The following is a 14129-nucleotide window of genomic DNA, read 5'->3' on the forward strand; positions in this document are numbered from 1 at the left end:
ATCAAACTAATAAGAACGTAGTATTGTAATTTTATAGTATGATTTAAAATGTGCAAATACTTTTGCAAAGGTAATTGGTATGTAAACATGAAGTATCAGTGTTTACAATATGTACAGTGTGATTTTAATTTTCTCAAGTTGTCATTTTTGGCGTTTTTTTCGGTATTTTTGCGCTATTAGGGAAGTTTTTTACTTATCTGAAAGAGAGGATTTTCCGTTAAATTTGTTTATTTGTATTACATTTGAACATTAAAAAGGGCTCTTAAAGAGCCCTTTTTGATATTACTTGTCTTGTTTACTTAGACCTTCAGTGGTCATGATAATACGTTTAAGTGTGCCATCTTCGTTGTAGTAAAGTGGCTCAATCGCCACTGAGCGACGAAAACGCCCGCCACTTGGTTTGCCATCAATCGGTGGTACAGCACCAGTATGGTAAATAAAGTAGTCTTTACCTTTGTACTCGATGATTGATTGGTGGTTGGTTTCGCTGTTACCTGCGATCTCATTCAAGATACCTTTATATTCCCATGGTCCGTGAATACTTTTACTCATGGCATAACAGATCTTCTCTGGGAACTCACACGCGTACGAAACATAGTAGTTGTCGTTTTTCTTATGAACCCATAACGCTTCCGTAAAGTTAGGCAAGTCTAGCGTTTTAATTTCACCATCAAGAGACAGTAAGTCGTCGCTTAGCTTTACGTATTTTGGCATTAAGTTACCAAAGAACATGTAAGTATCGCCGTTTTCTTCTGTATAAATAGCAGGGTCGATGTCGTCCCAATCATTTGGCGTATGCTTGGTCATATCATCGGTAACCAATGCATGGCCAATCGCGTCTTTAAATGGACCTGTTGGTGATTTAGACGTCGCAACACCAATTGCAAAACCTGGTTTTGTGTCGTTGTGACGAACGGTTGTAAAGAAATAGAAAGTGCCATCACGCTCAATCATGTGTGAAGCCCATGCTTCGCCCTTAGCCCACTTAAAGTCGGTTGCTTTCATGATTGGGCCGTGTTTTTTCCAGTTCACCATGTCTGTTGATGAAAAGACTAACCAGTCGTGCATTTCAAAAAACACATCATTATTAGGTGCTTCATCATGACCTGTATAAAGGTATACGGTGTCATTGTGAACAAGTGCTGCTGGATCTGCAGTAAATACATCGGTGAATAATGGGTTTTGTGCAACGGCTAAGCTGCTCGAAAAAAGCAATGGCAGCGCTAACGCTTTCAATTTCTTCATGAGTGTCCTCTGTGACTAATAATTGTTGTTCGAACTGCAGCTTTTGTACTTAGAGCTCGCTCTGAATGACCAGATAATACACAGTGTATGCCTGATTATACTGAGTAACTGATTGTTTACATCGAAACAAACCAGTAAAAGTGCAGCAAAAAATAACTCTATATTGTATTATTGTATTTTTATCATAGTAGCACCAAAAAACGCCAGGTAAATAACTTGTTAGCCCTTTTTAGTTGCTCTGGATGAACAAAAGACAAATAAAACAAGCAAACAAATAAACGCTAAGTGACTGATAATAATGGGTCTACATAAATTCCCAAGATAAAAACGCAGCCCTTTTTTAGTTTGTAACGTGTTATAATTACAACGTTTTTTGTAAACACTATGGCACTAATTTTAATTTGGCTTTTTGAGTTGACTGTTAAATAATCATACAATATGATTAAAGTTCAGGCAGCAATGTATTAACATAATAAAATGTAGACACACTCGCGCACCGTTTTGACAACACACGATGCACAATGCAGTGGTCACTCTTCGGTAACTGAATGGGGAAAGTTCAGCGGACCGATATAACTATAATTTGGAGAACACCGCTTATGTTTAAAAGAACACACATAGCCAGTGCTGTAGTTATGGCATTTACCTGTCAATTTGCTTTTGCACAGGAGGAAGCACCAAACACTCCTGAGAATAACGTCGATGAGATGGAAGTTATTCAAGTATCAGGTATTCGCGGCAGTTTAAACAAAGCGCTAGATGAAAAACGTGCAAGCGTTCAAATCGTGGATGCAATTGTTGCTGAAGATATTGGTAAATTCCCTGATAACAACGTAGTAGAAGCACTACAACGTGTGACAGGTGTACAAACAACAGGCCGTGGTGCTGGTGAAGTAAGTGCAGTTTCAATCCGTGGTCTTACTGATGTTAATACCACAGTGAATGGCCGTGCTATCTTTACAGGTGCGGGTCGTGATGTGGCGCTGCAAGACATACCTGCAAGTTTACTTTCGGGTGTAACAGTTTATAAAACTCGTTCGGCGGATCAAATTGAACGTGGTATCGCAGGTGCGATCGATATCAAAACCCACCGTCCTTTCAACTTCGAAGGTGAAAAAGTTGTTTTAGCGGCACGTGCGATTTACTCAGATCAACCAGATGAAGTTGATCCAAATATCAGTGCGTTACTTTCTAACCGTTGGGAAATCGACGGCGCTGGTGAGTTTGGCGCACTTTTCAATATTTCTTATGCTGAAACACATTACCGCGATGACACCATCACAGCGGGTGCAGCGTTCCCATTCTTTACTGATAAACCACAGTACAACTACTCACCGTACTCACGTGTACCAAATGAATTTTGGACTCAAGGTACTGAGTTAGGTCTACCGACTGCGGCAGGTTCTACTTTAGACGTAAATGGTGAGCCAACTGAATACTTACTTGCACGTGATGCTATTTTTGGTACTTCATTCACTGGTCTTCGTAAGCGTCCAGCTGCGTCTGTCTCTTTACAGTGGGCACCTAATGAAACACTCGAAATCACAGCTGAAGGTTTCTACACAGGTTACGAAAACGAATCGCAAAACGCGATGTGGTTCTCAAATACATTCGAAAACGGTAACGGCTTCATCGAAACACCAACGGTGTTTGATGGCACTAACGTAGTTAAAGAAAAGCAAGCGATTGGTGCTGGCGGTTTCCAAAGTGGTGACTTTTCATATGGTAAAACAGATAGCTACTTATATGCATTAGGTGCCGAGTGGCAAGCAAGCGATTACCTAACCATCAACACAGAAGTTGTTTACCAAGACAGTGAGTACGAAACAGATTTCTTCGCAATGCGTTTTGACCGCACTGCATATGGCTTAGATGTAGACTTTAACGATAAAGACGGCGTACCAGGTATTGCGTTTTGGGATGATCCAAACACAGCGGTAAACGAAGCAGATATGGCTGCTATCGAAAACTGGAATGCAGGTACTGTTTATGACAATGGCGGCGGTAACGCGGGTGACGCATTAACTTTCACATTTGATGCTGAATACCTAATTGGTGGTACTTATTTTGATAAAGTGAAGTTCGGCGGTCGTTACGAAAAACGAACTGCGCAAGAGTACACGCGTGGTCAAGAGGCTGGTATTGCTAACACCTCAGTGGCTAGCTTAATTGAACAGCTAGCAGCGGCGGGGGCATCTGGCGATGGTACAGGCATTGTGTTCCAAGTTGATGACTATTTCGATGGCCGTGCTGATGTATTCAATAGCTTTGTAACTGCTGACGGTGGCTACATGCTAGATAACGGCGATGCTGTCCGTAGCGTATATGGCCTTGAAGCTGAAGACGTATACAAAACATTTGATATCGAAGAAAACTCGTACGCGCTATATGCAACAACTAACTTTTTCTTAACGGAAGATATCAGCGGTGAGTTTGGTTTACGTTATGTAAGCTATGAGCAAGACATGGACTTTGTTGCTGAGTCTGGCGGTATGAACTCAAATGTATTTGAAGAAAGCTCAGCAAGTGCTGATAGCAGCGCATTACTACCAAGCTTAGTACTAAACTGGAACATCACTGATGATGTAGTGGGCCGTGTCGCGTACACAGAAACACTACGTATGCCTAACTTTGCTGACTTAAACGCGCTGCAATACTGGTATGATCCTTTAACAGAAGGTGCTACCTACGGTACAGGTAATGGTGGTAACCCAGATCTTAAACCAACAGAATCAAAGAACTATGATGTATCACTTGAATGGTACTTCGCAGATACAAGCTCACTTTACGCAGCTTACTTTTACCGTGAAATTGAAGGCTTAGTTGTTGCGGGTCGTAAGCAAGTTGTGCGCGAAGGCGATGATGGCGTAACACGCCCATATGTATTAAGTGCACCAGTGAATGCTTCAAACGGTGAACTGTCTGGTTTAGAAGTTGGTTTAGTTTACTTCCCAGAAAACCTACCCGAGTACTTAAATGGTTTTGGTGTGCAAGCAAGCTACACGATGCTTGACTCAGAGCAAGATACACCTGAATTCAATGAGCTAGGTGAAATCTCTGGGTATGTTGATTCGCAAATGGCAGGTGTTTCTGATGAATCATACAGCATCGTAGGTATCTACGAGCGTGATTCATTCGACATGCGTTTATCTTATGTATGGCGTTCTGAGTTCTACACAGGTAACGAAGCGGCAATCTTTGCTAACCCGATTCAATTCTGGAATCGCCCTGAGCAAAGCTTAGATTTCCAATTTAGCTACAATGTGAATGATGATTTAGTAGTTACTTTTGATGCAACGAACATCCTAGATGACGTATATCAAAGCTATTACGGTGAAGGTAACGACAACCTATTTAACTTTGGTAACGGTATCTACTCACGCACATTCGCACTTGGTGCACGTTATTCTTTCTAAATTTCTTTTATAGACCTAAAAACCCCGGCTTTGCTGGGGTTTTTTATTGGTTTTTATAAACCAAACCATCGGTCGAAAAGAGTTGCGATTTAATAAGTATGATAATACTATTAATTAGATTAGCATTAAATTTACAAAAATAACGAACGCAATGGCCAAGCTGTGTAATATCTAAGGCTGTAAATTTATTTGATACGCAGTGTTGAAAACTTTTTAGCATTGCTTGAAATAGTGAGCGGCGGCTCATTATTGACCAATTAGGGTGTTGTTGTATGGAATCTCAAAAGTTATCCGTTGTAGAAAAGGTCGGCTTTGGTGCCGGCGACATGGCAGTAAATGTCATGGTTGCAGCGTTATTCTATTTTATGTCTTTCTTTTACACCGATATCTACGGGCTTGATCCGGTTGATATGGGTGTGTTGTTCTTAGTGGCGCGTTTTGTTGATGCCTTTACCGACCCTTTAATGGGGGTGATCACCGATAAAGTGAAAACCCGTTGGGGTCAGTTCCGTCACTGGTTCTTATTTTTATCTGTGCCATATGGTTTATCGGTCGTACTGTTATTTACCACGCCTGATTTCGACTACAACATGAAGTTAGCTTGGGCTTATGCCACATACTTGTTTGCGACCTTGATGTTTACCGGTGTTGCTATCCCTTATATCTCTTACATTGGTGTATTAACTGCCGATCCTAAAGAGCGTTTGTCAGCTAATGGCTACCGTATGTTCTTCGCTAAGATTGCCAATGTGGTGATCGTATTTTCAGTACCGCTGCTTGCCTCATATTGGGGAGATGGCAGCTTGTCGTATGGTTATAAACTGGCAATGGCATTAGTATCGGCTTGTGCCGTAGCACTATTTTTGTTTTGCTTTTTTACTACTCGCGAACGTATTACCCATGAGCCACAAACCGAAGGTGTACTTACACAATTAAAAGTACTTATTAAAAACGACCAATGGTTACTCCTGTGTGCAGCATGTGTGCTTGGTACGCTTGGCTATGCGATTCGTGGCAGTGTTGCTATGTATTACGCAACCTATTACTTAGGTGTACCAGATTTAGCGGGTGCCTTTACCAGTGCGGGTATTGCAGCATCTATTGTCTCAATGGTGGCAAGTACGTGGATCACCCAGCGCTACTGTAAAATGAAGCTATTCCGTCAATCACAAATTGCTGTACTATTTATTTCATTACTAATGTACTTTGTAGTGCAGCCTGGCGATGTGATGACGGCGTTTGTGCTTTATATCATCTTGTCATTTGTGGTTGATTTACATGCACCAGTATTCTGGTCTGCCATTGCTGAAGCCGTTGATTACGGTGAAATTAAAGACGGCGTTCGTGCATCGGGCCTATCGTTTGGTGGTATTTCATTCTGCCAAAAAGCTGGGGGCGGTTTAGCGGGCTTAGCAGGTGGTTTATTATTGGCATTTTTTGAGTACAAGCCTAACGTTGAGCAAACCGAATTTACCCTTATGGGCTTAGCACTGATGCTAACTATCATTCCGGGTGTATTCCACGCCTTACTAGGTCTGATTTTGAAAAAATACAAAATTACCGATGAGTACTATACGGATATGGTTATTCATAAGCGCCTACCAAAATAACCACTCTTTAAACGCACACACTAACTAAGTGTGTGCGCTTTGCTCTTTAAAATAATAATTCGCTGGGAGACAACAGTATGAACACATTCAAGGTTAGCTATTTAGCAAGCGTTTGCGCTGCAATATTAACTGTGACCGGTTGCAGTGAGCTGCCAACAGACAGTAAACAAGCCGCTTCAGTGGAGCATGCTGAACATACCAGCGAACAACATTTATTTGCCCTAAACCAAGTAAGTTTAAGCGCCAGCCCGTTTTTACATGCACAGCAAACTAATGTGCGTTATTTATTAGCTCTTCATCCAGATCAGCTGCTTGCTCCTTATCTGCGTGAAGCAGGTCTTGAGCCAAAAGCGCCTAACTATGGCAACTGGGAAAGCACTGGCCTTGATGGCCATATTGGCGGTCATTATCTTTCAGCCCTGAGCCTTGCATGGGCAGCCACAGGTGACGAAGAATTAAAGCAGCGTTTAGATTATATGCTGAGTGAGCTGGATCGCGCTCAACAAGCCACTGGTGGTTACTTAGGCGGTATCCCAAATGGCGATGAAATGTGGCAGCAGATTGAAAAGGGTGAAATCAAAGCTGATTTATTCAGCTTAAATGACCGCTGGGTGCCGCTGTATAACATAGATAAAATCTTCCATGGCTTGCGTGATGCATACGACGTAGCCGGTAGTGATAAAGCCAAACAAATGCTATTTAAGCTAGGTGAATGGTTCTTAGCGACCACTGCCAAGCTAACTGATGAACAAGTTCAACAAATGCTGTATTCAGAGCATGGTGGCTTAAATGATGTGTTTGCTGATATGTACTTTATTAGTGATGATGAGCGCTACTTAAAACTAGCCCGTCAGTTCTCTCATAACATCATTATTGAACCCTTATTACACAAAGAAGATAAGTTAACGGGCCTGCATGCCAATACGCAAATTCCAAAAATTATTGGTATGTTGAAGGTCGCAAATGCCAGCGATGACAAAGCATGGCAGCAAGGTGCTGACTTTTTCTGGAAAACAGTCAGCCAAGAGCGCTCAGTATCAATTGGCGGTAACTCGGTACGTGAGCATTTTCATGATAAAAGTGACTTCACGCCAATGGTTGAAGATGTTGAAGGCCCAGAAACCTGCAACACTTACAACATGATGAAATTGAGTAAGTTATTGTTCTTAAAAACCGGTGATACGCGTTATTTAGACTATTATGAGCGCGCCATATATAACCATATTTTATCGTCACAACACCCAGAGCATGGTGGTCTTGTTTATTTTACCTCAATGCGCCCTGGGCATTACCGCATGTATTCGTCAGTGCAAGATTCAATGTGGTGTTGTGTAGGCTCAGGTATTGAGAATCACAGCAAATATGGTGAGCTGATTTATAGCAATACCGGTAAAGAGCTATGGGTAAACTTGTTTATTCCAAGCACGTTAAACTGGCAACAGCAGGGCTTACAGATCACGCAAGAAAGCCAATTCCCAGATGATAACAAGGTCTCACTGACCGTGAATCGTTTGTCTGAGGGGCAAAGCACTGAGTCGGTAATTCATATTCGTAAACCGTCTTGGCAGCAAGGTGAGCTGAGCTTTACTTTAAATGGACAAGCTGTAAGCGCAACCGAAAAAGACGGTTACTACAGCATCAGCTATGCATGGCAAAGCGGTGATAAGCTTGCCTTTGAGCTTAGTCCTAAGCTTTATACTGAACAGCTACCTGATGGTCAGCATTATTATTCGGTGATGTACGGACCTGTTGTAATGGCCACTAAAGTACAAGCATTTGCAAATGAGCAGCTTAACTTTGTTGCTGACAATAGCCGCATGGGCCACATCGCCGCGGGGCCGACTTGTCCGCCAGAGGCTCTACCAATCATGCTGAGTGAGCCAGAAAAATTTATTGCCGACCTTATTCGTAAACCGGGCCAAGAGCTCGCATTTATCGCCGATAAAAATGTGGCGATTGCCAAGCAAGGTATCGATAACACTAAGAGCACAGAGCTAATTCCGTTCTTCCGCTTACACGATAGTCGCTATCAAGTGTATTGGCCTCAGCAAAGCGAAGCAGAGTTCACGCAATTTGTTGCCGATGCAAAAGCGGCTGAGCAAGCGAAAGAGCAGCTTCGTTTATTAACCGTTGATCAAATTACGCCGGGTGAGCAACAACCTGAAGTCGAACACGACTTTAAAGGTGAAGGAACCCGTGCGGGTGTTAATAATGGTCATCATTGGCGCGATGCGACAGGTTGGTTTGAGTATCAGCTTAGCAACCCAGAACAAAAAGCGGTTGCTTTGCGTGTTCGCTATTTTATTGGCGATGTAGATCGTCATTTCTCAATTAATTTAAATGGTGAGCAATTAGCTGGAGTTAGTTTGCCTGTAGGTAAACCAACGGATGAGTTCTACACCATTGATTACCCATTAACAGAAGCAATGAAAAAGTCGAAAACGCTTACTTTACGTTTTGCTGCCGACAAAGACTCTGTTGCCGGTGGTATCTATGGTATTCGTTTAATCAACGCACAATAAAGAGTTGGCTATGTTAAGCAACAATGTGTTTGCGACGGCTAAAGAGCATGTTTTACCGTCGCTTTTAGATAACAGCGCTGAGCAACACAGTTTTTACCAAACACCCACAGGGCTTGGTTATCGAGTGATTGAGCAAGGTCAGGGGGATAAACCTAGTTGGGATGCTACTGTGACTGTGCATCAACGCGTTACCCTTACAAATGGTCGGGTGTTATTTGATACTCGCAAGCAAGGCGTCGCTGTAGAGTACGAAATTGCAGAGGCGATAGTGGGCTTGCAAGAAGTGTTGCAATTAATGAATAAAGGCAGTCGCTTTGAAGTGCTTGTACCTGCACATCTGGCGCGTGATGTGTACAGCGCATTTATTGAAGAAAAGCATCAGCAAGGTTGCCAAAGCCCCATGCTTGTTGATATTACCTTGGTTGATTTTAGTTGATAACACCTACTTTCAACCTCAAACGAGGTCATTAAAGCAAATAAAAAACCTGCAATTTTGCAGGTTTTTTGTGTGTTGAATAATTACTTCTTAAGCTTGGTTTTGAGCTTATTTAGGTCGGCTGGGTTAACAACCGGCCAATTGTTTTTCCAACTCATAGGTAAAATACGTAGCTTTTGCACGCCGTTATCGGCTGTTTCGTAGGCGTGTAATACTAAATAGTCTTTGCCATCAAAGGTGTACGCAGCATTATGACCAAGGGCTGCCCAATCTTTATTACCTTCAATAACTAAACTACCACCGCCATCAACCATAGAGCGACCTTGTTGATCTAAGTATGGGCCTTCGATGTTTTTACTGCGGCCTACGCGCACGTTGTAAGTACTCTCTACGCCACGGCAGCATTTATCAAACGAAACAAATAGGTAGTAATAGTCGTTCTTTTTAAAGATATAAGGTGCTTCAATTGGGCCATGTTCCGTGTTTGGGCGACTCGCAATGTGATGCCATTTTTCAGGTTTTGCTAAGCGCACCATGTCATCATCAAGTTGTACTAGTTTAAGACCACCCCAGAACGAACCAAAGCTCATCCACGGTGTACCATTGTCATCTTCGATAATGGCAGGGTCGATAGCGTTCCAATCGTCACGCTCAGGCACAGATTCAACCACAATGCCGTAATCAATCCACTTGTAATCAGGTGATGATGGGTCAAGGGTTTCGTTAACCGTTACACCAATTGCTGAGGTGTTTTTGCCAAATGCAGAGACTGAGTAATAAAGATAAAACTTACCGTTTTTCTCGTACACATCGGGTGCCCATAAGTGGCCATCAAAACTTGGTGAAATACGCTTTGCCCAACTTGGCTCATCTTTAAAAACGCGGCCGGTAAGTTTCCAGTTGGTTAAATCTTTCGATTCATAATAGGTAATGCCTGGGCCTGTGCTAAATACATAGTACGTGTCGCCTTCTTTGGTCATTACCGGGTCGTGAACTTCAACTTGCTTTGCAGATACGGCTGCGGCAGAAAAAAGTAGCCCTGTTGAAAGCCACTTCATTGCGTGTGTCACCTTACTTACGGGTCTCATGCTTGAATACCTTTTGTTGTTTTAACTCTTGTGTTCATTCAGCTACTATATAATATGTAATACAATATTAACAATAAAATCGAGACGAAATACAGGACACATTATGCTCAAAAAATTATCTCGGCTAACGCTTCTTAGTGCGTTAAGCGCCTCGCCATTGTCAGCCTTTGCTGATGCTAATAGTAGCAAGACTTTAGCGCCAATTGATAACCCCATTGTACTCAAACGTGCTGATCCTTGGTTAGTTCGCGATGATAAAAGTGGCTGTTACACGTTTATAGGTAGTTCGCCGAAATTTGATGAAATTGAACTACGCCAAGCTTGTCGTTTAAACGATTTAAAATTAGCTGAGCCGAAGGTTATTTGGCAAAAGCGCGATAAAGGCCCAATGAGTGTCAACATTTGGGCCCCTGAGCTACATCAGATTGATGGCAGTTGGTATATCTATTTCGCCGCAGGTGATATCGAAAAACCGTTTAGTATTCGTATGTATGCACTTAAAAACGACAGTGCTAATCCGATGCAAGGTGAGTGGCAAGAAATGGGGCAAGTAACTAGCCACCTTGATAGTTTTTCGCTTGATGCCACAAGTTTTACGCACAAGGGGAAGCGTTACATGATTTGGGCGCAGCAGAACCAGCCTGCAACTTATAACTCAGCTTTATGGTTAGCTGAAATGGACTCACCAACATCAATTAAAGAACCCATTATCGCGATTACTAAGCCAACCCTTGATTGGGAAGTGCAAGGCTACAAGGTGAACGAAGGTGCTGCAGTCATCACCCATGACGATAAAATATTCGTCACTTATTCAGCCAGTGCCACCGATCATCGATATGCGATGGGCTTGTTATGGGCAGATGTGAATACTGATTTGCTTGATCCTGCTAGTTGGCATAAAAAGGCTGAGCCGGTGTTCACCACCAATGTTGAGCTAGGTCGTTTTGGCCCAGGGCACAACAGTTTTGTAAAAGCTGAAGATGGGGTAACCGATTTAATGATTTATCACAGTCGTGACTATAAAGAGCTGAAAGGCACACCACTCACAGATCCAAATCGCCATGCGCGAGCACGCATTATTACGTGGGATAAAAACGGTTTTCCAGTGTTTTCACCAGAACTCGCTGATTAAAAAAGGGCGCCAATTGGCGCCCTACAACTTTGGGAACGAACGATTACCAGAAGCGGTAGTAAATAAAGGCAGTAATACCAATAATACCCGCGGTATGAATGTAGTCCCACTTATCTAAGCCGGCAGCCACTTCTTTCATAGTTGCTTTATCTAGGCTTGAGAAAGTAAGACCTTTCAATTGTTCTTCGTCTGCTTGTTTGGTGAAAATACTTACCACAATCATAATCGCAACGACCACGACAAATAGCAGAATACAGTAATATAACCAGTTCATTGTGGTGATCCACGCAAATGATGAACCTGTTAAATCATCTTTAAATGGCAGTAATACTAAGCGGATCATACCAAGCACAAAACCTGATACTAAGCCCACAAAACCCGCTGTTGGAGTGATGCGTTTACTACATAAACCTAGTAAAAATACCGCAGCAATACCTGGTGCAATAAGAGACTGCACACTTTGCAGATATTCATAAAGCACATCGGCAATTAAGCTCATGACGGGTATCCATAAGAGACCTAATACAACAATCACGATAGTGGCAATACGGCCTACTTTCAGAAGGTGCTTCTCAGATGATTCAGGTTTGAATTTCTTATAAAAATCAATGGTAAATAAGGTTGCTGATGAGTTAAATAATGATGCTAAAGAGCTCATAAGAGCCGCTACTAAACCACCAATTACAATCCCCTTAACGCCGGCTGGTAATAGCTCAGCAACTAACGTTGGGAAAGCTTGGTCAGCACTTTCATAGCTAATAATACCTTTAACATTCAATGCGTATGCAATCATGCCTGGTACTAAGAAGATAAATACAGGAAGTAATTTTAAGTAACCAGCAAACATGGTACCGCGACGCGCTTCTTTAATGCCTTTTGCAGATAAAACACGTTGTACGATGTATTGGTCGGTACACCAATACCAAAAACCAATAATGAATGAACCAAATACAATGCCAGGCCATGGGAACTCAGCATCTGAAGCACTGCGAATAAGGTGCATATTAGCATCGTTGATACGCTCAACTTCTGCCCAGCCACCTACTTTATCTAGACCAACAACTAATATGACTAAGGAGCCAATAATGAGTACAGGGGTCTGCAACACCGAGGTCCACATAATGGCTTTCATACCGCCAAGTACCGTATAAATACCGGTGATAACCACTAGGCCAATAGCTGAAATCCAGAAGAAGTCGATGCCCCAAATGCTCTCGATACCTAAGATTGTTTTAAATGCGATACCGCCGGCATAAACAGTTACCGCAACCTTGGTTAATACATAACTAATCAATGAGATAACAGATAAGAAGGTACGTGATTTAGAGTTAAAACGGCGCTCTAAGAATTCAGGCATGGTGTAGACTTTACTACTCCAATAGAAAGGCACGAAAATCCAACCGAGTAGTAGAATGATCCACGATTGCATTTCCCAGTGAGCCAGTGCCATACCCGATTGTGCGCCTGAACCTGAAAGGCCCACTAAATGTTCCGAGCCAATGTTCGATGCGAAAATAGAGGCACCAATCACTAACCAACTTGCATTACGACCCGCTAAAAAGTAATCAGCGGTGTCTTCTTCTTTTTGTCGCATAGACATCACGACAACGCCTAGTAACAGGACAAAAAATCCTGCTAGCACTGCCCAGTCTAAGGTACTTAGTTCGACCATCGTGTGTTCCACCTAATTTTGAAAGAGAATTTTGCTTTTTTAGTTGTTGAATAAAAATATTATATTATAAATAAGGTAAGTGAAAGAGATTTGTTAAAATAAGGTGACAGTCTGTAGGTAAAATGGTGACTGTATTGTTTGAAATATAGACACTTGTATTAGGCTGTTTTTTGCTTGTTATTGATTTTAATCAATTATTTCCAGGATGACGGAATAGCTTTATAGATGTATCATATTACTCAGATCTTTTGAGGAACACACATGGCGCGTTTAGAAAATTTAAACCTATCACAACAAGTTACCAATGAGCTTGGTAAAGCAATAATTGTTGGTGATTATAACACTGAAACGGGGCTACCAACCGAAGCACAACTTTGTGAAGTGTATGGTATTAGCCGCACAGCTGTTCGTGAAGCAGTGAAAATGCTTGCTGCAAAAGGACTGATTTCTTCTCGTCCACGACAAGGTATTCGTGTTGAGTCGGCGGAGAACTGGAACTTATACGACACAAGCGTATTAAAATGGTTGTTAGAAAGCAGCCCATCACTTTACGTACTTAAAGAATTTCTACAAGTGCGCTTGGCGATTGAGCCACAAGCAGCAGCACTTGCAGCAAGAAAAGGCGACCAAGCAGCCATTGCAGAAATTAAAATGGCACTCGATAAAATGCAAGCGGCAGCAGAAGAGCCAGAAGGCGTAATGCATGAGCCAGATCTTGCCTTCCACACAGCAATTTTACATGCCAGTGGTAACCGTTTTTTCTATCAATTACGTGATTTCATTCGCACCGCATTACACGTGAGTATTCAACATACTACACCTGCTAAGGGCAATAAAAAGGCGATCGCTGAAGAGCACTTTAAAGTGTATAACGCGATTGCAAGCGGCGACCCTGAGCGTGCTAAAAACATGATGACGTACATGATTGATGAAGCAATGGCGTTTATTGAAAAAGAAATCGCCGACAAAGAAGCGGCTCAATAAGTATCGCTTCTTGACGTTGTAATT

General features: G+C 42.2%; 9 protein-coding genes. 6 read left to right on the forward strand and 3 right to left on the reverse strand.

What is annotated here, in order from left to right:
* Positions 1-282: 282 nt before the first annotated feature.
* Positions 283-1245: a glycoside hydrolase family 43 protein gene (locus CWC02_RS17540; RefSeq protein WP_138599117.1), complete on the reverse strand. Its 963-nt coding sequence runs from the start codon at positions 1243-1245 to the stop codon at positions 283-285.
* Positions 1246-1844: 599 nt separating this feature from the next.
* Between CWC02_RS17540 and CWC02_RS17545 the strand changes: the two genes are divergently transcribed.
* The 4 genes from CWC02_RS17545 (at position 1845) to CWC02_RS17560 (ending at position 9229) form a co-directional block, all read left to right on the forward strand.
* On the forward strand, positions 1845-4661 hold the full coding sequence (locus CWC02_RS17545; RefSeq protein ID WP_138619602.1) for a TonB-dependent receptor: 2817 nt from the start codon (positions 1845-1847) through the stop codon (positions 4659-4661).
* A gap of 272 nt (positions 4662-4933) precedes the next feature.
* Complete coding sequence (locus CWC02_RS17550; RefSeq protein ID WP_054562984.1) at positions 4934-6271, forward strand: MFS transporter; 1338 nt, start codon at positions 4934-4936, stop codon at positions 6269-6271.
* Between the two features lie 77 nt (positions 6272-6348).
* The gene (locus CWC02_RS17555; RefSeq protein ID WP_138619603.1) at positions 6349-8793 is read left to right on the forward strand and encodes a glycoside hydrolase family 127 protein; all 2445 of its coding nucleotides are present in this window, start codon (positions 6349-6351) and stop codon (positions 8791-8793) included.
* Between the two features lie 10 nt (positions 8794-8803).
* Complete coding sequence (locus CWC02_RS17560; protein WP_138619604.1) at positions 8804-9229, forward strand: FKBP-type peptidyl-prolyl cis-trans isomerase; 426 nt, start codon at positions 8804-8806, stop codon at positions 9227-9229.
* An 83-nt stretch (positions 9230-9312) separates the two neighbouring features.
* On the opposite strand, the gene CWC02_RS17565 is transcribed toward CWC02_RS17560, so the two are convergent.
* Positions 9313-10317 carry an arabinan endo-1,5-alpha-L-arabinosidase gene (locus tag CWC02_RS17565; RefSeq protein ID WP_054552282.1) on the reverse strand — a complete coding sequence of 335 codons (1005 nt, stop codon included), beginning with the start codon at positions 10315-10317 and terminating at the stop codon, positions 9313-9315.
* A gap of 103 nt (positions 10318-10420) precedes the next feature.
* On the opposite strand from CWC02_RS17565, the gene CWC02_RS17570 reads away from it, so the two are divergent.
* The gene (locus tag CWC02_RS17570; RefSeq protein WP_138619605.1) at positions 10421-11449 is read left to right on the forward strand and encodes a glycoside hydrolase family 43 protein; all 1029 of its coding nucleotides are present in this window, start codon (positions 10421-10423) and stop codon (positions 11447-11449) included.
* Between the two features lie 43 nt (positions 11450-11492).
* On the opposite strand, the gene CWC02_RS17575 is transcribed toward CWC02_RS17570, so the two are convergent.
* Positions 11493-13121 (reverse strand): sodium:solute symporter, encoded by a 1629-nt coding sequence (locus CWC02_RS17575; protein WP_055020596.1) that lies wholly within the window; start codon positions 13119-13121, stop codon positions 11493-11495.
* Between the two features lie 261 nt (positions 13122-13382).
* On the opposite strand from CWC02_RS17575, the gene CWC02_RS17580 reads away from it, so the two are divergent.
* Positions 13383-14105, forward strand: a complete 723-nt coding sequence (locus tag CWC02_RS17580) for a FadR/GntR family transcriptional regulator (RefSeq protein WP_054552285.1) — start codon at positions 13383-13385, stop codon at positions 14103-14105.
* The last annotated feature ends 24 nt before the right edge of the window (positions 14106-14129 follow it).

The organism is Pseudoalteromonas sp. S2721, from assembly GCF_005887425.1.
GTDB classification, from domain to species: domain Bacteria; phylum Pseudomonadota; class Gammaproteobacteria; order Enterobacterales; family Alteromonadaceae; genus Pseudoalteromonas; species Pseudoalteromonas simplex.

Coding starts and splice junctions, on each gene's coding strand:
- CWC02_RS17550 (WP_054562984.1), top strand. CDS start 4,934: ATGGAATCTCAAAAGTTATCCGTTGTAGAAAAGGTCGGCTTTGGTGCC.
- CWC02_RS17580 (WP_054552285.1), top strand. CDS start 13,383: ATGGCGCGTTTAGAAAATTTAAACCTATCACAACAAGTTACCAATGAG.
- CWC02_RS17560 (WP_138619604.1), top strand. CDS start 8,804: ATGTTAAGCAACAATGTGTTTGCGACGGCTAAAGAGCATGTTTTACCG.
- CWC02_RS17565 (WP_054552282.1), bottom strand. CDS start 10,317: ATGAGACCCGTAAGTAAGGTGACACACGCAATGAAGTGGCTTTCAACA.
- CWC02_RS17545 (WP_138619602.1), top strand. CDS start 1,845: ATGTTTAAAAGAACACACATAGCCAGTGCTGTAGTTATGGCATTTACC.
- CWC02_RS17555 (WP_138619603.1), top strand. CDS start 6,349: ATGAACACATTCAAGGTTAGCTATTTAGCAAGCGTTTGCGCTGCAATA.
- CWC02_RS17575 (WP_055020596.1), bottom strand. CDS start 13,121: ATGGTCGAACTAAGTACCTTAGACTGGGCAGTGCTAGCAGGATTTTTT.
- CWC02_RS17570 (WP_138619605.1), top strand. CDS start 10,421: ATGCTCAAAAAATTATCTCGGCTAACGCTTCTTAGTGCGTTAAGCGCC.
- CWC02_RS17540 (WP_138599117.1), bottom strand. CDS start 1,245: ATGAAGAAATTGAAAGCGTTAGCGCTGCCATTGCTTTTTTCGAGCAGC.